Annotated in this window: 19 protein-coding genes; 5 read left to right on the top strand and 14 right to left on the bottom strand. The window is 59.8% G+C overall.

The features are described from left to right. Positions 1–34 precede the first annotated feature (34 nt). Together M5G18_RS28350 and M5G18_RS28345 are read left to right on the top strand one after the other, a co-directional pair. On the top strand, positions 35–628 hold the full coding sequence (locus tag M5G18_RS28350) for a phosphoheptose isomerase (protein WP_007928463.1): 594 nt from the start codon (positions 35–37) through the stop codon (positions 626–628). Further along, complete coding sequence (locus tag M5G18_RS28345; protein WP_007956785.1) at positions 625–1,203, top strand: BON domain-containing protein; 579 nt, start codon at positions 625–627, stop codon at positions 1,201–1,203. Before M5G18_RS28350 ends, M5G18_RS28345 begins: the two co-directional genes overlap by 4 nt. A 52-nt stretch (positions 1,204–1,255) precedes the next feature. Here the strand turns inward: M5G18_RS28345 and M5G18_RS28340 are convergent, their stop codons facing one another. The 7 genes from M5G18_RS28340 to rplM form a co-directional block, all read right to left on the bottom strand. Continuing rightward, on the bottom strand, positions 1,256–1,669 hold the full coding sequence (locus M5G18_RS28340; RefSeq protein WP_007956787.1) for a ClpXP protease specificity-enhancing factor: 414 nt from the start codon (positions 1,667–1,669) through the stop codon (positions 1,256–1,258). Positions 1,670–1,685: 16 nt separating this feature from the next. Beyond that, a complete protein-coding gene (locus M5G18_RS28335) occupies positions 1,686–2,303 on the bottom strand; it encodes a glutathione S-transferase N-terminal domain-containing protein (RefSeq protein WP_011335872.1) in 618 nt (205 codons plus the stop codon). Between the two features lie 148 nt (positions 2,304–2,451). Next, complete coding sequence (locus tag M5G18_RS28330; protein ID WP_007956790.1) at positions 2,452–3,234, bottom strand: cytochrome c1; 783 nt, start codon at positions 3,232–3,234, stop codon at positions 2,452–2,454. Further along, the gene (locus tag M5G18_RS28325) at positions 3,234–4,445 is read right to left on the bottom strand and encodes a cytochrome b (RefSeq protein ID WP_007956792.1); all 1,212 of its coding nucleotides are present in this window, start codon (positions 4,443–4,445) and stop codon (positions 3,234–3,236) included. Before M5G18_RS28325 ends, M5G18_RS28330 begins: the two co-directional genes overlap by 1 nt. Further along, positions 4,445–5,038 carry a ubiquinol-cytochrome c reductase iron-sulfur subunit gene (gene petA, locus M5G18_RS28320; RefSeq protein WP_007917031.1) on the bottom strand — a complete coding sequence of 198 codons (594 nt, stop codon included), beginning with the start codon at positions 5,036–5,038 and terminating at the stop codon, positions 4,445–4,447. The genes M5G18_RS28325 and petA overlap by 1 nt, the downstream gene beginning before the upstream one ends. Positions 5,039–5,306: 268 nt before the next feature. Beyond that, a complete protein-coding gene (rpsI, locus tag M5G18_RS28315; RefSeq protein WP_007956794.1) occupies positions 5,307–5,699 on the bottom strand; it encodes a 30S ribosomal protein S9 in 393 nt (130 codons plus the stop codon). Positions 5,700–5,713: 14 nt separating this feature from the next. Beyond that, positions 5,714–6,142, bottom strand: coding sequence for a 50S ribosomal protein L13 (gene rplM, locus M5G18_RS28310; protein ID WP_273898712.1), 429 nt, complete (start codon positions 6,140–6,142; stop codon positions 5,714–5,716). Between the two features lie 244 nt (positions 6,143–6,386). Here rplM and M5G18_RS28305 point away from each other — a divergent pair, with 244 nt between their 5' ends. After that, the gene (locus tag M5G18_RS28305) at positions 6,387–7,427 is read left to right on the top strand and encodes an NADP(H)-dependent aldo-keto reductase (protein ID WP_085606928.1); all 1,041 of its coding nucleotides are present in this window, start codon (positions 6,387–6,389) and stop codon (positions 7,425–7,427) included. 65 nt (positions 7,428–7,492) lie between these two features. Here the strand turns inward: M5G18_RS28305 and M5G18_RS28300 are convergent, their stop codons facing one another. Next, entirely contained in the window at positions 7,493–8,629 is a 1,137-nt protein-coding gene (locus M5G18_RS28300) for an acyl-CoA dehydrogenase family protein (RefSeq protein ID WP_207983896.1), read from the bottom strand. A 246-nt stretch (positions 8,630–8,875) separates the two neighbouring features. Between M5G18_RS28300 and M5G18_RS28295 the strand changes: the two genes are divergently transcribed. After that, positions 8,876–9,772 (top strand): GlxA family transcriptional regulator, encoded by an 897-nt coding sequence (locus M5G18_RS28295; protein ID WP_170929381.1) that lies wholly within the window; start codon positions 8,876–8,878, stop codon positions 9,770–9,772. Between the two features lie 62 nt (positions 9,773–9,834). Here M5G18_RS28295 and zapE read toward each other — a convergent pair whose 3' ends face one another. The 3 genes from zapE to M5G18_RS28280 all read right to left on the bottom strand — a co-directional run bounded on the left by zapE (position 9,835) and on the right by M5G18_RS28280 (position 13,029). Continuing rightward, positions 9,835–10,929, bottom strand: coding sequence for a cell division protein ZapE (zapE, locus tag M5G18_RS28290; RefSeq protein ID WP_085606932.1), 1,095 nt, complete (start codon positions 10,927–10,929; stop codon positions 9,835–9,837). Between the two features lie 90 nt (positions 10,930–11,019). Beyond that, the gene (locus M5G18_RS28285; protein ID WP_102621239.1) at positions 11,020–12,375 is read right to left on the bottom strand and encodes a tryptophan--tRNA ligase; all 1,356 of its coding nucleotides are present in this window, start codon (positions 12,373–12,375) and stop codon (positions 11,020–11,022) included. A 24-nt stretch (positions 12,376–12,399) separates the two neighbouring features. Then, positions 12,400–13,029, bottom strand: a complete 630-nt coding sequence (locus tag M5G18_RS28280; protein WP_273898795.1) for an alpha/beta hydrolase — start codon at positions 13,027–13,029, stop codon at positions 12,400–12,402. A 144-nt stretch (positions 13,030–13,173) separates the two neighbouring features. Between M5G18_RS28280 and M5G18_RS28275 the strand changes: the two genes are divergently transcribed. Continuing rightward, positions 13,174–13,608, top strand: coding sequence for a Z-ring associated ZapG family protein (locus M5G18_RS28275; protein WP_007956803.1), 435 nt, complete (start codon positions 13,174–13,176; stop codon positions 13,606–13,608). Between the two features lie 67 nt (positions 13,609–13,675). On the opposite strand, the gene M5G18_RS28270 is transcribed toward M5G18_RS28275, so the two are convergent. The 3 genes from M5G18_RS28270 to M5G18_RS28260 all read right to left on the bottom strand — a co-directional run bounded on the left by M5G18_RS28270 (position 13,676) and on the right by M5G18_RS28260 (position 18,003). Then, complete coding sequence (locus M5G18_RS28270) at positions 13,676–14,407, bottom strand: YiaD family glycine zipper/OmpA-like lipoprotein (protein ID WP_007956806.1); 732 nt, start codon at positions 14,405–14,407, stop codon at positions 13,676–13,678. Positions 14,408–14,521: 114 nt separating this feature from the next. After that, positions 14,522–15,166, bottom strand: a complete 645-nt coding sequence (locus M5G18_RS28265; protein WP_085745362.1) for an MBL fold metallo-hydrolase — start codon at positions 15,164–15,166, stop codon at positions 14,522–14,524. Between the two features lie 101 nt (positions 15,167–15,267). Further along, positions 15,268–18,003, bottom strand: coding sequence for a winged helix-turn-helix domain-containing protein (locus M5G18_RS28260; RefSeq protein ID WP_273898705.1), 2,736 nt, complete (start codon positions 18,001–18,003; stop codon positions 15,268–15,270). Positions 18,004–18,187 lie beyond the last annotated feature (184 nt).

The raw sequence follows: 18,187 nt of genomic DNA, 5'->3' as shown, positions 1-18,187 counted from the left end.
GTGCCGGACAGCCGCGCTAATTAAGGTCACACAGATGGACATGCAATCCCGAATTCGCCAGCTTTTCCAGGCCAGTATCGACACCAAGCAACAGGCGATGGACGTACTTGCACCGCACATCGAGCAAGCCAGCCAGGTGATGGTCAACGCCCTGCTCAACGAAGGGAAAATGCTCTCGTGCGGTAACGGCGGCTCGGCCGGCGATGCCCAGCACTTCTCCTCGGAACTGCTCAACCGCTTCGAGCGTGAGCGCCCTAGCCTGCCGGCGATCGCGCTGACCACCGACAGCTCGACCATCACCTCGATCGCCAACGACTACAGCTACAACGAAGTGTTCTCCAAGCAGATCCGCGCACTCGGCCAGCCGGGTGACGTATTGCTGGCCATTTCGACCAGTGGCAACTCGGCGAACATTATTCAGGCGATCCAGGCCGCACATGATCGCGAAATGATTGTCGTAGCATTGACCGGACGCGATGGTGGCGGCATGGCTTCGCTGCTGCTGCCCGAAGACGTCGAGATTCGCGTACCGGCCAACGTCACTGCACGTATTCAGGAAGTCCACTTGCTGGCGATCCATTGCCTTTGCGATCTGATCGACAGCCAACTGTTCGGGAGTGAAGAATGACCCCTAATCGCCTTGGCCTTCTGGCCTTGACCCTGTGCCTCGGCATCAGCGGCTGCACGTCGGTGGTGAATGCCAGCCGTGAAGCGCCGATCGAAGACGATCGTGGCACCCGCACTTTCGGCAGCAAGATCGATGACTCGCTGATCGAAACCAAAGTCGGCGTCAACGTGGCCAAGGCCGATCCGGCCCTGGACAACGACTCGCACATCGTCGTCACCAGCTTCAACGGCGTCGTTTTGCTGGCTGGCCAGACCCCGCGCGCAGACCTCAAGGAAAAGGCCGAGCAGGCCGCCGCCAACGTTCAGCGCGTGAAGAAGGTTCACAACGAGTTGCAAGTGATTGCACCTTCTGGCTTTGTTGCCCGCCAGAACGACTCCTGGCTGACCACCAAGATCAAGACCCAGATGCTCGCCGATGCCAGCATTCCCGGCTCGCGCATCAAGGTCGTGACCGAGAACGGCATCGTTTACCTGCTGGGCCTGCTGACCAAACAGGAAGCCGCCCAGGCGACCAACCTGGTTCAGGGCGTCTCCGGTGTACAGAAGATTGTGAAGCTGTTCGAATACATCGACTGACCCGCAAAACGCAGGCACAAAAAAAGGCGATCCAACCGGATCGCCTTTTTTATTACTTCACCACTTTCAGGCTTGGCCGGCCGCTTGGGCGCGGCGGCTCGCTGTCCGGTGGCGGAACATCGTCATCCTGTTCGATCTCGTCTTCGTCGTCCATCGGCGACTCCAGATCGAACACCATGCCCTGACCGTTTTCCCGGGCGTAGATCCCCAGGATTGCAGCAATCGGCACGTACAGACTGTGCGGGACGCCACCGAAGCGACCTTCGAAGGTCACAACGTCGTTGTCCATGTGCAAGTGCCGCACGGCACTTGGCGAAATGTTCAGGACAATCTGCCCGTCACTGGCAAATCCCTGTGGCACCTGCACCGCCGGGTATTCGGAATTGACCAGCATGTGCGGGGTGCAATCGTTATCCACAATCCACTCGTAGAGCGCGCGGACCAGATAAGGTCGACTGGAGTTCATAGCGGCTCCTTAAGCCTTAGCGCATGTCGCGTTCGACACCAGACAGACTCGCCTGGAAAGCCTCACGCGCAAACTGACGCTCCATATAATCAAGCAGCGGCTTGGCGGGCCGCGGCAGTTCTATACCCAGAATCGGCAAACGCCAGAGTATTGGCAATAGGCAGCAATCCACCAGACTTTGTTCCTCACTGAGGAAAAACGGCTTGTCGGCAAACAGCGGCGACACGCCCGTCAGGCTTTCGCGCAATTCCTTGCGCGCCACGGCTCGGGCCGCTTCCTTGGTGCGCGAATCCAGAATCAGATCCACCAGACCACACCAGTCGCGCTGAATGCGGTGAATCAGCAGACGGCTGTTGGCACGCGCCACCGGGTACACAGGCATCAATGGCGGATGCGGGTAACGCTCATCCAGGTATTCCATCACCACGGTCGACTCCCACAACGCAAGGTCACGATCGACCAGCGTGGGCAGACTGCCGTAAGGGTTCACTTCAATCAGTTTAGGCGGCTGACGACCAGCCTCCACAAAAATGATTTCGGCGCTGACACCCTTCTCTGCAAGCACGATGCGCACTCGGTGGGAATAGTGGTCGGCGGGGTCGGAGTAACAGGCCAACCGATTGGTCACGCCCATGGCGATCCTCCTCGCTTGTTGAAATAGTCGGAGCCGGAAAAACGCGCGCGCCCAGAGGGCGCCTCCCGCAACCGCTGGCGAACCAGGCGTTGCGTTTTCAGAGGCGCCCTTGGGCGCGCGCGATTAACAGCAATTGCTTGAAGCGTTATCAGTGCACGTCTTTCCAGTATTCACGCTTGAGCAGGTAGGCGAACACAAAGAAGAACGCCAGGTACAGCAAGACGTAAGTACCGATGCGCTGATGTTGCAGCTTAACCGGGTTAGCCGAGTAAGCCAGGAAGGTTACCAGATTCTTGACCTTCTCATCGAACTGCTCTTCGTTGAGGGTTCCGGTTTTCGGCACGATGGTCAACTGATCGCACGCTTCATGAGTCAGAGGCGTACCGGTCAGCGGGTCATATTGCTTCTTGCCGTCTTCGACGATCTGTACCTGTTTGCAACCCACGACCTGACGACCTTGCAGGCCGACCAGCACGTTAGGCATGCCGACATTCGGGAAGACCTTGTTGTTCACGCCCCATGGACGCGCAGGATCTTCGTAGAACGACTTGAGGTAACCGTAAAGCCAGTCGGTGCCGCGAACACGAGCCACCAGCGTCAGGTCCGGCGGCGCTGCGCCGAACCAGGTCTTGGCGTCGGCCGGCTGCATGCCGATGTTCATGTGATCGCCGATCTTGGCGCCGGTGAACACCAGTTTTTCCAGCATCAGCTCGTGCGGAACGCCGAGGTCGTCGGCCACACGCTCGTAACGCTGGAACTTGGCACTGTGGCAACCCATGCAATAGTTGGCAAAGGTACGCGCGCCATCCTGCAGGGCAGCCTTGTCGGAAACGTCGATGTCGACCTTTTCCAGTTCCGGACCACCGTGTTCGGCCGCGAAAGACAGCACTGGCAGAGCAGCAAAAATCAGAGCAAAAAATAACTTTTTCATCAGCCAGTCACCCTTTCCGGAACCGGTTTGGTCTTCTCGAGCCTGGTGTAGAACGGCATCAGAATGAAGTAGGCGAAGTACAGGAAGGTGCAGACCTGCGACAGCAGCGTACGGCCTGGCGTCGGGGCCAGAACGCCGAGAATGCCGAGGATCACGAACGAAATGCAGAACACCACCAGCCAGATCTTGCTCATCCAGCCTTTATAGCGCATCGACTTGACCGGGCTGCGGTCGAGCCACGGCAGGACGAACAGCACCGCAATCGCCGCACCCATGGCGATAACACCCATGAGCTTGTCAGGGACCGCACGCAAGATTGCGTAGAACGGTGTGAAGTACCAGACCGGTGCAATGTGCTCAGGCGTCTTGAACGGGTTGGCTTGCTCGAAGTTAGGCTTTTCGAGGAAGTAACCGCCCATTTCAGGGAAGAAGAACACAATGAAGCAGAAGATGAACAGGAACACCACGACGCCGACGATATCTTTCACGGTGTAGTACGGGTGGAAGGCGATGCCGTCCAGCGGGATACCGTTTTCGTCTTTGTGCTTCTTGATGTCCACGCCGTCCGGGTTGTTCGAACCGACTTCGTGCAACGCCAGGATGTGCAGCACCACCAGACCGAGAATCACGATCGGCAGCGCAACCACGTGCAGGGCGAAGAAGCGGTTCAGGGTGATCCCGGAAATCAGGTAGTCACCACGGATCCACTGGGTCAGGTCGTTGCCGATGACCGGGATCGCACCGAACAGCGAGATGATCACCTGGGCACCCCAGTAGGACATCTGGCCCCACGGCAGCAGGTAACCCATGAAGGCTTCGGCCATCAGCGCCAGGTAGATCAGCATGCCGAAGACCCACACCAGCTCGCGCGGTTTCTGGTACGAACCGTAGAGCAGGCCACGGAACATGTGCAGATAGACCACGATGAAGAACGCGGAAGCGCCGGTGGAGTGCAGCAGGCGCAGGATCGAACCGTACTCGACGTCGCGCATGATGTATTCGACAGAAGCGAACGCTTCTTCCGCCGACGGCGTGTAGCTCATGGTCAGCCAGACACCGGTGACGATCTGGTTGACCAGAACGAGCAGCGCCAGTGAGCCGAAGAAGTAGAAGAAGTTGAAGTTTTTTGGAGCGTAATACTTGCTGAGATGGTCTTCCCACATCTTGGTGGCGGGAAAGCGCGCATCAACCCAATCCATGAACTTGCTCATCACGCTTTCTCCGTATCGACGCCAATGACAATCAGGTCATCGGTCTCATAGGAATGCGGGGGTACTGGCAGGTTCAAAGGCGCAGGTTGCGACTTGTAGACGCGGCCAGCCAGATCGTAGTGGGAACCGTGGCAAGGGCAGAAATAGCCGCCTACCCAGTCTTTGCCCAGATCCGCGGGTGCCACTTCGGGACGGAAGGTCGGTGAGCAACCCAGGTGAGTGCAGATCCCGATCAGCAGGAGGATTTCCGGCTTGATCGAACGCACTTCAGGGTCGACATAAGTGGGTTGCGTGGAGTTTTTGGAGGTCGGATCGGAGAGCTGGCCCTCGATCTTCTTGAGATTCCCCAGGATTTCCTCGGTACGGCGGACAATGAACACCGGCTGGCCGCGCCATTCAGCAATCATCTGCTGCCCTGGCTCGATTTTGCTGACATTCACTTTCACCGGTGCTCCGGCAGCCTTCGCCTTGGCACTGGGAAACCATGACCCCACGAACGGGACCGCAGCCCCCACCGCTCCTGCAGCACCCACCACGGATGTGGCTGCTACCAAGAAGCGACGCCGGCCTGCATTCACGCCGTCATTGCTCATTCAGTCCTCTCCCATCAGCTTTGTGGCCTGTTAAATCAGGCATCTACTAAATTGAAACTATGTACTTATAAAAATTTTGCCGAATGGTAATGAAAACCCCCAATTCTGACAAGGTAATTACCCGGAGGGCTGGCCCTCAAGCCTTGTAGTATAGGGGGTCTACGAATGTGGCAAGTTGTCACAGCGCAATTATTCAAGAAATCGCACGCATAAAAAAACGCCCGGTTCCGTGAGGAATCGGGCGTTCTTTTTGAACGTGGAAGCGAAATTAACGCTTCGAGTACTGCGGACGCTTACGCGCTTTACGCAGACCAACTTTCTTACGTTCAACTTCACGGGCGTCGCGGGTAACGAAGCCAGCTTTGCGCAGAGCGCTACGCAGGGTTTCGTCGTAGTCCATCAGAGCGCGAGTGATGCCGTGGCGGATTGCGCCAGCTTGACCACTTACACCACCACCGATGACGGTGACGTAGATGTCGAACTTCTCGACAGTCTCAGTCAGTTCCAGCGGCTGACGAACTACCATGCGGGCAGTTTCGCGACCGAAGAACGTGTCCAGGGAGCGGTTGTTGATGGAGATGTTACCAGTACCCGGACGCAGGAAAACGCGTGCGGTTGCGGTCTTGCGACGGCCAGTGCCGTAATTTTGAGTCGCCGACATAATGAACTATTCCGTTAAATCTTCAGTTCTTGGGGCTGCTGAGCAGTATGAGGGTGTGCAGCGCCCGCATAGACTTTCAGCTTACGGTACATGTCGCGACCCAGTGGGTTTTTAGGCAGCATGCCTTTAACCGCGGTCTCGATCACGCGCTCAGGGGCCTTGGCGATCAGCTTTTCAAAGTTGATCGACTTGATGCCGCCCGGGAAACCGGAGTGGGAGTAGTACATTTTGTCAGTGGTTTTAGCACCGGTAACACGGATCTGCTCAGCGTTGATTACGACGATGTAGTCGCCGGTGTCAACGTGAGGAGTGTACTCAGGCTTGTGCTTGCCACGCAGACGGCTCGCGATTTCGGTGGCCAGACGACCCAGGGTCTGACCAGCAGCGTCGACGACAAGCCAGTCGCGCTTTACTGTTTCCGGTTTAGCAGTAAAAGTTTTCATTCTTTATAGCCTCAGGGGCCGCCTGTAAATAAGACGGCGGATCTTACTGAATAGTGCGTACTTTGACAAGTCAAAGGCAGCCGGATACAGACGCTTTCGGGGGCTCGGGTCGGCGCGTCCGTTCAACGGCAAGATTCTTCGGCGGCGGCGCATCACTTCCACTGCAGAAAGAGGTCGGCAATTATGCAGATTGCGAAAAAAATTTCAACCTGCTTTTATGCTTGTTTTGCCCAAGGAGCACCCGATGGACTATCGCCAGCTAGGCCGTACCGACCTGAACGTGAGTGCAATCTGCCTCGGCACCATGACCTGGGGCGAGCAAAACACTGAAGCTGAAGCCTTCGCCCAGATCGAACGGGCAAAAGAGGCCGGGATCAATTTCCTCGACACCGCCGAGATGTACCCGGTGCCACCGAAAGCCGAAACCTACGCCACCACCGAGCGCTACATCGGCAATTATTTCAAGAGCCGCGGCGACCGCGCCGACTGGATCCTCGCCAGCAAGATCGCCGGCCCCGGCAACACCATCGACTACATCCGCGACAAGAATCTGCGCCACAACCGCCAGCACATCACCGAAGCCGTGGACGCCAGCCTCAAGCGCCTGCAGACCGACTACATCGATCTGTATCAATTGCACTGGCCGGAGCGCAGCACCAACTTTTTCGGACAACTGGGCTACAAGCACCAGACCGAAGCCAACCTGACGCCGCTCGAAGACACCCTTGAAGCGCTCGATGAGCAAGTGAAGGCCGGCAAGATCCGCCACATCGGCCTGTCCAACGAGACCCCGTGGGGCACCATGCGTTTTCTCGCCCTGGCCGAAGCCCGTGGCTGGCCGCGCGCCGTGTCGATCCAGAACCCGTACAACCTGCTCAACCGCAGCTTCGAGATCGGCCTGGCGGAAATCGCCATCCGTGAACAATGCGGTCTGCTCGCCTATTCGCCGCTGGCGTTCGGTTTCCTGTCGGGCAAGTACGAAGGCGGGGCGCGCCCGCCGAAAGGCCGCCTGAGCCTCTACAGCCGCTTCAGCCGCTATTTCAACCCGCAATCGGAAGCGGCATGCAGCCGTTACGTGGCACTGGCCCGTGAACACGGTCTGGATCCGGCACAAATGGCCCTGGCCTTTGTGAACCAGCAACCGTTCGTCACCAGCAACATCATCGGGGCGACGACGCTGGAGCAACTGGACAGCAACATCGCCAGCTACGAGCTGAAACTGTCGAGGGAAGTGCTGGAAGGGATCGAAGCGATTCACAAGGATCATCCGAACCCGGCGCCTTGATCCAAGACGATGATCGTTCCCACGTCGAGGCGTCGAACCGTCTGCGCGGGAACGATCACGCTGCATTACAGTGACCGGGCAATGATCTCTTTCATGATTTCATTGGTCCCGGCATAGATCCGCTGCACCCGCGCATCCGCCCAGGCTCGCGCCACCGGGTATTCCCACATGAAACCGTAGCCGCCATGCAGCTGCACGCACTCGTCGAGCACCTTGCATTGCAGGTCGGTACCCCAATACTTGGCCATCGCTGCCGTCGGCACGTCGAGTTTGCCTTGCAGATGCAACTCCAGGCAGCGGTCGACGAACACCCGGCCGATCTGAATCTCGGTGGCCATTTCCGCCAGTTTGAAACGGGTATTCTGGAAGTCGGCAATCGACTTGCCGAACGCCTTGCGGTCACGGGTGTAATCCAGCGTCCATTGCAGCGCCGCCTCGGCTGAAGCCAGACCACCAATCGCCACGGTCAGACGTTCCTGCGGCAGCTCCTGCATCAGATAGGCAAACCCTGCCCCGGCCTGACCCAGCAGGTTTTCTTTCGGCACGCGCACGTCCTGGAAGAACAATTCCGACGTGTCCTGAGCCTTCATTCCGACCTTCTCCAGGCGCTTGCCTTTGTCGAAGCCCGGGGTGTTCGCCTCCACCAGAAACAGGCTGGTGCCCTTGGCGCCGGCCTTGGGATCGGTCTTGGCGACGACGATCACCAGATCCGCCAGGAAGCCATTGGTGATAAAGGTTTTCGAACCGTTGATCACATATTCGTCGCCATCCAGCACCGCCGTGGTCTTGACCCCTTGCAGGTCGGAACCGGCACCCGGTTCGGTCATGGCGATCGCGGTGACCATCTCGCCGGACACCAGCTTCGGCAGGTACTTCTGCTTCAGCGCCTCGCTGCCGTAATGCAGGATGTACGGCGCGACGATGTCCGAATGCAGCGAGAAACCGATGCCGGTCAGACCCAGCCGCCCGACTTCTTCGATCACGACCGCGCTGTAGAGAAAGTCCGCCCCCAACCCGCCGTACTCCTCCGGCAGGTGTGAGCAAAGCATCCCCGCCTCCCCCGCCTTGTTCCACAGTTTGCGGTCGATGTAGCCTTGTTTTTCCCATTGCCCATGGAACGGCACGGCCTCTTTTTCGAGGAATGTTCGTACGCTGTCGCGGAACAATTCGTGCTCGGAGCTGAACAGGGTTCTGGGAATCATGCATCACCTTTTCTTTATTGTTGGAGGGATCAGACCTTCAGAGACTAAGCCGCGCTTCCGATACAGGACACTGGACACATCCGACAAAAAATAAGACGATCCAGCCGTCTGGTGACCACTTTCCCTTATAAAAACAAAAGTTGAATTATGTCCAAGCAAGTCTCCACGCCCTTGCGGCGCGTCAGCATCCTGGCGATCGACCGGGTTTTCGCTTCCACCCTCATGCAAGCCAAGGATTTCTTCCATCTGGCCAGCCTGCGTTACGGCAAACAACTGGGCCACGGCCTGACTCCGGCGTTCGAAACCCGGCTGGTCAGCCCCGATGGCAAACCGGTGAACAGCTTCAGTGACGTGGTCATGCCGGTGGACGGCGGCCTGGAAAACGCCGACGTCATCATCCTCCCGGCGTTCTGGGACGATTTCGATACGCTGTGCCAACGTTATCCACAGATCCTGCCGTGGCTGCGCGAACAGCATGCCCGGGGCGCCGTGCTTTGTGGTGAGGCCACCGGGGTGTTCTGGCTGGCCGAGGCCGGGTTGCTCAACGGCAAGGAAGCGACCACCTACTGGCGCTTCTTCAATGCCTTCGCCGAGCGCTTCCCGCAGGTCTATCTCAATCAGGACAAGCACCTGACCGACGCCGACAACCTGTATTGCGCTGGCGGCACCACTTCCGCCTGCGATCTCTACATTTACCTGATCGAGCGCTTCTGCGGCGCCAATGTGGCCCAGGCGGTGGCCCGCGATATTCTCTATGAAGTGCAGCGAAGCTACGCCCCGGGACGCATCGGTTTCGGCGGCCAGAAACTGCACCAGGACGTGATCATCCTGCAGATCCAGCACTGGCTCGAAGAGCATTTCGCCGACAAGTTCCGCTTCGAGGACGTGGCCCGCGAGCACGGCATGAGCATCCGCAACTTCATGCGCCGCTTCCAGACCGCCACCGGCGACAAACCGCTGCACTACCTGCAACGGCTGCGCATCGAGACCGCCAAGGGCTTGCTCTCCGGCAGTCGCAAGAGCATCAAGACCATCAGCTACGAAGTCGGCTACGACGATGCGAGCTTCTTCGCACGGCTGTTCCGCCAGCACACCGAACTGTCGCCGAACCAGTACCGGCAGCAGTTCCAGCAAGCTGCCTGACGATTCGACCAGACACAAAAAAGGGCCTGCATCTGCAGGCCCTTTTTGTTTGCCGAATCCGCTTAAGGCTTGTGTGCCCGGGACAGGAATTCGTGGGATTGCATCTCCAGCAAACGGCTGAGGGTACGCTGGAATTCGAACGTCAGGCGTCCGCCGGTGTACAGGTCTTTCAACTCGACTTCGGCAGAAATGATCAGCTTGACGTTACGATCGTAGAACTCGTCGACCATGTTGATGAAACGGCGGGCGATGTCGTCGGTGGTGACGCTCATCTGCTCCACGCCACTGAGCAGCACGGCGTGGAAGATCTTGCCCAGCTCGATGTAGTCGTTCTGGCTGCGCGGGCCGTCGCACAGTTCGCGGAAGTCGAACCAGGCCACGTCATCGCAAGTACGCAGGGCACGGATTTCGCGGTTTTCGATGATCAACACATCGTTTTCCACCGCCGCCGTGCACTCCGGCGTCAGCGCGCGGAAGCTCTTGCGCAGGCTTTCGTGAGCGGCTTCGTCGAGCGGGAAGTGGAACAGTTCCGCTTGTTCGAGGTGGCGCAGACGGTAGTCGACGCCGCTGTCGACGTTGACGATCTCGGTGTTCTGCTTGATCAGCGCGATGGCCGGCAGGAAGCGCGCGCGTTGCAGGCCGTCCTTGTACAGGCCGTCCGGCACGATGTTCGACGTGGCGACCAGGGTCACGCCGTTCTTGAACAACTCTTCCATCAGCGTGCCGAGGATCATGGCGTCGGTGATGTCGGAAACGAAGAATTCATCGAAGCAGATGACCCGCGATTCCGTCGCGAAACGCTTGGCGATGATGGTCAGCGGGTTTTTCTCGCCGCCGAGGGTCTTCATCTCTTCGTGCACACGCTTCATGAAGCGGTGGAAGTGAGTACGGGTCTTTTCCTTGAATGGCAGCGCTTCGAAGAAGGTGTCCACCAGGTAAGTCTTGCCGCGACCCACGCCGCCCCAGAAATACAGGCCCTTGACCGGCGTCTGATCCTTTTTGCCAAACAGCTTGCCCAGCAAACCCGGCTTGTTCTGCTCGGCCGCGATCAGATCGTCGTACAGGCGTTGCAGATGACGCACGGCAGTTTCCTGCGCCGCATCATGGAAGAAGTCCGGGCGTTTCAGATCAGCTTGATATCGTTCTAGGGGCGTCATAATTCGTTAGCAAGGCAACAAAAACGGGCCGTCACTGTAGCGATGGCCCGTGGGAATGGCAATCGGCCCTTGGTCGGGCCGGCCCGTTGATTATTCCTGAACCGGTGTCAGAGCGATCCGCAAGGCCTCGACGGCCGCATCTCGCGCAGCCACGTCGGCGAACGCCGGGCTGTCGCCGACGCACTCGCCTTCCAGCCAGACGCTGAAGCTCAGGTCTTCGCTGCGCACATCCAGCGCCTGACCCGATTGCAGCTGCTTGGTCACCTGACCGGCGGTTTTACCGTCGGCGAAGTTACGCGACAGCAGCAGTTGCTCGCCGTCGGCCGCCAGCAGACGGAAACGGAAGCTGCCGTCGTCTTCACGGAAGCTGACGAAACGCGCGGCTTTCGCGGCTTTCTTCTTGGTGGTCGCGGCCACCTGAACCTGATTGACGAAGGAACGCAGGCCGACTGCTTCGCGCAACTCGTTGAGGAACGGCGTCGCCACCGCACGGGCCTTTTTGGCGCCGTGTTGCAGGATGTCTTCCAGATCTGCCGGACGCTCGATCAACTGGTGATAACGCTCGCGGGACTCGCCCAGCTCGTTGTCGAGCAACTGGAACAGACGGTTCTTCGCCTCGCCCCAACCCAGACCGCCCAGCAATTCGCTGCGGAATTCGTCGGCCTGCGTCGGCGTGGAGAAGGCCTGGAACAGGGTGAACAGGTGCGAATTGTCCGGATCTTTCGCTTCGCCCGGCGCGCGGGAGTCGGTAACGATGCGCGAAATCGCGTCCTTCATTTCCTTGGCGCTGGAGAACAGCGGAATGGTGTTGTCGTAGCTCTTGGACATCTTGCGACCGTCCAGGCCCGGCAAGGTGGCCACGCTCTCCTCGATCAGCGCTTCGGGCATGGTGAAGAACTCCTTGCCCTGGCCGAACAGATGGTTGAAACGCTGGCCGATATCGCGGGCCATTTCCACGTGCTGAATCTGGTCGCGACCGACCGGCACCTTGTGCGCGTTGAACATCAGAATGTCCGCCGCCATCAGCACCGGATAGCTGTACAGGCCCATGGTGATGCCGGCATCCGGGTCTTCGCCGGTCTCGACGTTCTTGTCCACCGAAGCCTTGTAGGCGTGGGCGCGGTTGAGCAGGCCCTTAGCGGCAACGCAGGTCAGCAGCCAGGTCAGCTCGGGGATTTCCGGGATGTCGGACTGACGGTAGAACGTTACGCGATCCACATCCAGGCCACCGGCCAGCCAGGTCGCGGCGATTTCCAGACGCGAGCGCTGGATGCGCAGCGGGTCATCGCACTTGATCAGGGCGTGATAGTCGGCCAGGAAGTAGAACGAGTCGGCATTGCTGTCGCGGCTGGCGAGAATCGCCGGGCGGATGGCGCCGGCGTAGTTGCCCAGGTGCGGGGTGCCGGTGGTGGTGATGCCGGTGAGGATGCGGGTACGGTTCGTCATGGGTAATCGCTTGTCAGACTGCAATCAATTCGAGAGACGCGGCAGGATCAGATCCTTGAGATCGGTCAGCTTGCCATGAAAAAAGTGTCCGCATTCTGCCACTTTCAGCAGCTCATGGGGGCGCTGGAGTTTGTCAGACCAGTCGTAGACCAGCTGCGGCTCGATCACTTCGTCGGTTTCCGGCTGGATCACGGTCAGCTCGCCCTGCTGCGGCAGTTGATCCTGATCGCCCAGGCGCATCACCGCCGGCGCGACCATGAACAGGTGCTTGAGCGTGATGCCTTGGGCTTCGAGACGGCCGCCGAGACTTGCGGCAACAAATCCACCGAAGGAGAAACCGAACAGGGTCAGCGGCAGATCCGGGTGTTTTTCCAGCAGCCAGGCGGCAGCGGCCTGGGCGTCGTCGACTTCACCGGTGCCCATGTCGTGGCTGCCTTCGCTGGCACCGACGCCGCGGTAGTTGAAGCGCAAGGTGATCAGGCCCGCGTCGCGCGCGGTGCGCTGCAGGGTCGAGACGACCTTGTTGAGCATGGTGCCACCCTGCACCGGGTTCGGGTGGCAGATCAGCGCGATGCCGCGGGGCTGCTCGTTGTCCAGATACAAAGACTCAAGTTGCCCCACCGGGCCATCAATCACTACAGGGGTTTCACGCATCAGCAAGGAAGGAACTCCGTGACCTCGAATCGGGTCGACTCGTCTAGCAAATTGTCTGTGCCAGTCTATTGCGAGTGAATCGCGGTATACAGCGCAGGTTCGAGCCGTTAACGTAAAGCAAAGCCGTTTATAGAGGAAGGACTCGTGGAACACTCGCTCTTAGTTTGGTTGTTACCGACTCTTGCCCTGGTTGTGGGTGTCGCCATTGGTTTCCTGATCGCTCGCGTTGCGCCGAACGCCGCGCCCAGCCGCACGCAGCGTCAACTGGATGATATTCAGGAACGTTTCGACAGTTATCAGAACGAAGTGGTGACCCACTTCAACAGCACCGCCAATCTGGTCAAGAAACTGACCCAGAGCTATCAGGAAGTGCAGGACCACCTCGCCGAGGGTGCCAACCGTCTGGCCCTGGACGAGCAGACCCGTCAACGCTTGCTCGCCTCGCTGCACGCCGACGCGGCACAGGCCCCACGGGAACGCCTGACGCCACCACGGGATCAGGAACCGCCGCGTGACTACGCGCCGAAGACCCCGAACTCGCCGGGCATGCTCGACGAGCATTACGGCCTGAAGAAGTAATCAGCCTTCGCGCCAACAAAAAGCCCCCGGACAATCACTTGTCCGGGGGCTTTTTTGTACCTGACGGTTACGGGTACTGCTGAACAGTGCCCGGCTGCTGCTGACCACCGTACTGCTGGCCCGGGATCGCCTTGAGGTTGACCTCGACGCGGCGGTTCTGCGCCCGGCCGTTGACGTCACCGTTGCTGGCGATCGGATTATCCGGGCCGGCACCGCGGGCGCTCAGGTTGGCACCGCTGACGCCTTGCGAAGTCAGGTAGGTCGCCACGCTCTGCGCACGACGCTGGGACAGGTCCATGTTGTGCTGACGGCTGCCGGTGCTGTCGGTGTAGCCAACGATTTCGATCTGGTTCTGGTTGAACTCTTTGAGCGAGTTAGCCAGATTGTTCAGCGGCTGATAGAAGCTGGAAGCGATGTTCGCCGAATCGGTGGCGAAAGTGATGTTGCCCGGCATGATCAGCTTGATCTGGTCGCCCTGACGCTGCACTTCAACCCCGGTGTTGGCCATGCTGGCGCGCAGTTTTTTCTCCTGCTGGTCGGCGTAGTAGCCGTAACCGGCGGCCGAGGCACCAACGACGGCTGCGCCGATCAGCGCACCCTTGCCGCGGTTGTTGTGATCGATGGCGGCACCGGCCAGCGCGCCGGCCAGCGCACCGAGGCCACCGTACTTGGCGGTTTTGCTCATGCCCTGGGAGCCACCGTCGGCCTGACCCTGATTGTCATACGGATTGGGCGAGGCGCAGCCGGACAAGACGGCCACGGCAGTAGCGACAATAATCAAACGACGCGTGGTGAACATGGAGTGCTCCTACATTTTGCATTCTGTGGTGCAGCGGCCATTGGCAACTGGCCCGTGCGGGCGTTGGATCATGACAATGCACAAAAATTCCGCCGGGCACCCGTGACAAAATGTTTAGGCACGCACAAACGGGTTCTCGCGCATTTCATCCCCCAGACGCGTATCCGGACCATGCCCGGCCACAACGGTCGCGTCTTCATCCAGGGTGTACAGCCGCTGCTTGATCGATCGCACGATGGTCGCCTGATCGCCGCCCCACAAATCCGTGCGCCCTACTCCGCGACGAAACAACGTGTCGCCGGCAATCAACAGCTTAGCCTCGGAAAACCAGAAGCTCATGGAACCTGGCGTATGCCCCGGCGTGTGCAACGCCACGCCACAGCCGCAGGCCAGCTCTTCATCGTCGCTCAACCAGCGATCCGGTGAGGGAACCGGGGTGTAAGGCACGCCGAACATCTGGCATTGCATCTCGAGGTTGTCCCACAGGAACTGATCCTCCTTGTGCAGATGCAAGGTGGCGCCGGTCTTTTCCTTCATTTGCCCGGAAGCCAGGAAGTGATCGAGGTGCGCATGGGTGTGGATGATGCTGACCACTTTCAGACCGAGGGCATCGAGCCGGGCCATGATCAGGTCAGGGTTGCCACCCGGATCGACGACGATGGCTTTTTTGGTGATCGGATCGCCGATGATCGTGCAGTTGCACTGGAGCGGGCCGACGGGGAAGGTTTCGCGGATGAGCGCGGGATTTGCAGCGGTCATGGGAGATCCTGAACAGACATTGAAGACAATGCGCAGAGGCTGATTTCCGCCATTTTACGTTGTTGGCTCGCAGGATGCCGACACAGCGCAAAACAGCAGAATCAGTTCAACACCCCCAACTCTTTGGCCCGCGCCACCGCTTGCGTGCGCCGCTCCACACCCAGCTTGCTGTTGATATGACTGGCGTGGGTTTTCACGGTGTGCAGCGAGATGAATAGCTGATCACTGATTTCCTGATTCGAACAGCCCTGAGCGATCAGACGCAGCACCGCCAGTTCGCGGCTGCTGAGCTGTTCGGTAGCGGTAGATTCCACGGTGGGGCGAGTCTGGACCTGGGGGAATTGCTCGAGCAATTGCTGACCGACGACTGTCGGCGCAGTCAGTGACAGTTGCCCGCGCAACCAATCCGCATGCTCCTTGACCAGCACATCAAAGGGCTGCAGGACGCCGCCGGCCGCGGCTTCCAGCGCCTGACCTAACGCCTTGCGCGCTTCAGGCTCGCGCCCACCCGCCAACAGCAGCGCCACTTTCTGCGTCAATGCCATCACGCTGAGCAGTTGCCGCCCGGTTTGCTGGCCGTTCTCCAGCAACACGTTCAACCGCCCTTCGGCGAGCATCGGTTGTCCCTGGATGACGTCCAGCAACGCCTGTTGCAGTTCGACGTGCAAGGGCAGTTGCGGATGAAATTCCGGCGGTGCCGCCGCACGCTCACCGGTGTAGGTCTGGCCCAGTCGCGCCAGCCAGGCTTCGGCCAGATCGATACGCCCCTGAGCCAGCCACAGCTCACATTTGACCAAAGTGATCATCGCCAGATAGTAGATCGGCGGAACGTCCCAGATGTGCATCAGACGTTCGGCTTCGGCCAGCTCGGCGAAGGCCTTGGCAAAATCGCCGCTGCTGCCATCGAGTCGTGCAATCACACAGTGGCCGATCAACACACTGATGTCACGACAGGCCCGCGCTTCCGTCAAGCCCGCCTGCAATCGCACCCTTGCCGCCTGCGGCTGCAATCGCATGGCCAGCAGAAAACCCTCATACAGCGTCAGGCGCGCACGCACGGCGTACAAACGCTGTGCGGACAATCCGCGCAAGCGCTCCAGCCCCTGGCGCACTTCATCGAGCGCGCGCAGGATTTCGCCGCGGGCCTGCAGGACACGGGCACGATCGTAATGCGCCAGCGCCTCGAACAAGGGATTGCCGACCCGCTGCGCCAGTTCAAGCGACTCGCGGTTCAGGCCCCGTGCGCGCCACAGATCACCGTCGGCGATCGCCAGGTTGGACAGGGTCGACAGGCACATCAGGCGTTGGCCGTAGCGTTTGGCCGGCAGGCTTTCCAGTGCCTCGCTGCAATATTCGATGGTCTGCTCGCGATGGCCCCGCCCGCGGGCGATGATGCCCTTGAGCGCCAGCCATTGGGCCAACATCGACTTCTGTGCGGTGGCCGAAGGCGCCGGCAGAAACCGGCTCAAATGGCTGGCCAGTTCTTCGGCCGCGTCGAGCTGACAGGCCAGGCCCAGCGCCCAGCTGTACAACACGATCAGGCGCGGCGTGCTGATCAGCAGGCTGTCGGGCAGGTCCATTTTCCAGCGCAGCAGCATGCCGACGTTCTGCTCGGCCAGCAGTTGTTCCTCGGACAGGTTCTGTACCAGATTGGCCGCGACGTCCAGGTGACCTGCGCGCAACGCCTGCTCCACAGCTTCATCCAGCAGGCCCTGGGCATTGAACCAGCGGCAGGCGCGCAGATGCAGCGTCGCGGCGGGGACCAGCGCCCGGGCAATGGGCCGGCTGCGCAACAGGTCGGAAAACAGGTGGTGATAACGATACCAGTGCCCGTGCTCGTCCAGCGGCACCAGGAACACCTGATGCGCCAGCAGGAAACGCAGGATTTCCGCGCTGTCATGGGCTTCGCGCACCGCATCGCACAGTTCGCTGCAAAAGCGCTCCTGCGGTGCGGTGTCATAAAGAAACGCCTGCACCTCGGCGGGCAGGCAATCGATGACTTCTTCCAGCAGATATTCGCGGATCAGCCCTTCCCCGCCATTCAACGCTTGCGGCAGGGCCGATTCGGTGCCGGCTTCAGCAATCGCCAGCAGCCAGAAACGCAGCCCGGCCACCCAGCCTTCGCTGCGCTGGATCAGGTTTTCCAGCGCCTCGCCGCGCAGGGAACTGCTGTGACGATCGAGCAGTGCGAGGGCTTCATCGTGGGTCAGTCGCAGGTCCTGTTCGTGCAGTTCCAGCAACTGGCGCGACAGGCGCAGACGGGCCAGGTGCCAGTCCGGGCGCTGCCGGCTGGTGACCATGACCACCAGACCGTCGGGTAAATGATTGAGGAAAAATTGCAGGCAGCGGTCAAGTACCGGCCCTTGAGCGAGGTGGTAATCATCCAGTACCAACAGCAGCGGTGCCGTCGGTTGCAGATGCAGCGCCAATTCATCCAGCAGGCCATCGAGCCATTCTTCGAATGCAAAAGGCTGGTGACGCTGGCGCATTTTCAGCAGCCCGAGCGCCCGACTGCCCAGTTGCGGAAAGTAATCCTGCAGACCTTCGAGCAGTCGCTCGAGAAACCGCCCCGGATCGTTGTCCCGAGGGCTCAGCCCCAGCCACAGGCTTTGCCAGTGCGCCGGCAGACTCTGACAGAACTCCACCGCCAGCGAACTCTTGCCGAACCCGGCCGGGGCGCTGACGAGCAACAATCGCCCTCCGAGCCCGGCGCTCAGGCGCTCGCACAAACGGGGTCGCAGCACGTAGCCGTCGGGTAGCGGCGGACGGAAAAAACGTCCGTCCAGTGCCGCGACGGCAACGCTTGCAGGGCCCGGAAGTGGGGACAGATCAGTCATGGCCGGCTCTTGTTTGTAGGGCTGTTGGCGGCGTAGCAGATGCCCGCAGACTAGCCTTAAACGGAACGGTTATGAAGGTCGTTGCTACAAATGGCTACAAAAAGGCTACGGAAAAAGCGACAGACAAAAAAACGCCCCGAACCTGTCGGGGCGTTTCACGAGGATGCGGCCTCGTTTTACAGCA

The organism is Pseudomonas aphyarum (assembly GCF_028657055.1).
Lineage (GTDB): Bacteria > Pseudomonadota > Gammaproteobacteria > Pseudomonadales > Pseudomonadaceae > Aquipseudomonas > Aquipseudomonas aphyarum.
The sequence above is the reverse complement of the archived record's forward strand: the minus strand, read 5'-3'. Positions and strand labels throughout refer to the sequence as shown.

Bases quoted from the DNA above. Each gene is read 5' to 3' on its own strand.
- rplM (WP_273898712.1), bottom strand. From the start codon at position 6,142: ATGAAAACTTTTACTGCTAAACCGGAAACAGTAAAGCGCGACTGGCTT.
- rpsI (WP_007956794.1), bottom strand. From the start codon at position 5,699: ATGTCGGCGACTCAAAATTACGGCACTGGCCGTCGCAAGACCGCAACC.
- M5G18_RS28335 (WP_011335872.1), bottom strand. From the start codon at position 2,303: ATGGGCGTGACCAATCGGTTGGCCTGTTACTCCGACCCCGCCGACCAC.
- M5G18_RS28300 (WP_207983896.1), bottom strand. From the start codon at position 8,629: ATGATTCCCAGAACCCTGTTCAGCTCCGAGCACGAATTGTTCCGCGAC.
- zapE (WP_085606932.1), bottom strand. From the start codon at position 10,929: ATGACGCCCCTAGAACGATATCAAGCTGATCTGAAACGCCCGGACTTC.
- M5G18_RS28345 (WP_007956785.1), top strand. From the start codon at position 625: ATGACCCCTAATCGCCTTGGCCTTCTGGCCTTGACCCTGTGCCTCGGC.
- M5G18_RS28330 (WP_007956790.1), bottom strand. From the start codon at position 3,234: ATGAAAAAGTTATTTTTTGCTCTGATTTTTGCTGCTCTGCCAGTGCTG.
- M5G18_RS28280 (WP_273898795.1), bottom strand. From the start codon at position 13,029: ATGCGTGAAACCCCTGTAGTGATTGATGGCCCGGTGGGGCAACTTGAG.
- M5G18_RS28325 (WP_007956792.1), bottom strand. From the start codon at position 4,445: ATGAGCAAGTTCATGGATTGGGTTGATGCGCGCTTTCCCGCCACCAAG.
- M5G18_RS28285 (WP_102621239.1), bottom strand. From the start codon at position 12,375: ATGACGAACCGTACCCGCATCCTCACCGGCATCACCACCACCGGCACC.
- M5G18_RS28305 (WP_085606928.1), top strand. From the start codon at position 6,387: ATGGACTATCGCCAGCTAGGCCGTACCGACCTGAACGTGAGTGCAATC.
- petA (WP_007917031.1), bottom strand. From the start codon at position 5,038: ATGAGCAATGACGGCGTGAATGCAGGCCGGCGTCGCTTCTTGGTAGCA.
- M5G18_RS28260 (WP_273898705.1), bottom strand. From the start codon at position 18,003: ATGACTGATCTGTCCCCACTTCCGGGCCCTGCAAGCGTTGCCGTCGCG.
- M5G18_RS28270 (WP_007956806.1), bottom strand. From the start codon at position 14,407: ATGTTCACCACGCGTCGTTTGATTATTGTCGCTACTGCCGTGGCCGTC.
- M5G18_RS28340 (WP_007956787.1), bottom strand. From the start codon at position 1,669: ATGAACTCCAGTCGACCTTATCTGGTCCGCGCGCTCTACGAGTGGATT.
- M5G18_RS28350 (WP_007928463.1), top strand. From the start codon at position 35: ATGGACATGCAATCCCGAATTCGCCAGCTTTTCCAGGCCAGTATCGAC.
- M5G18_RS28265 (WP_085745362.1), bottom strand. From the start codon at position 15,166: ATGACCGCTGCAAATCCCGCGCTCATCCGCGAAACCTTCCCCGTCGGC.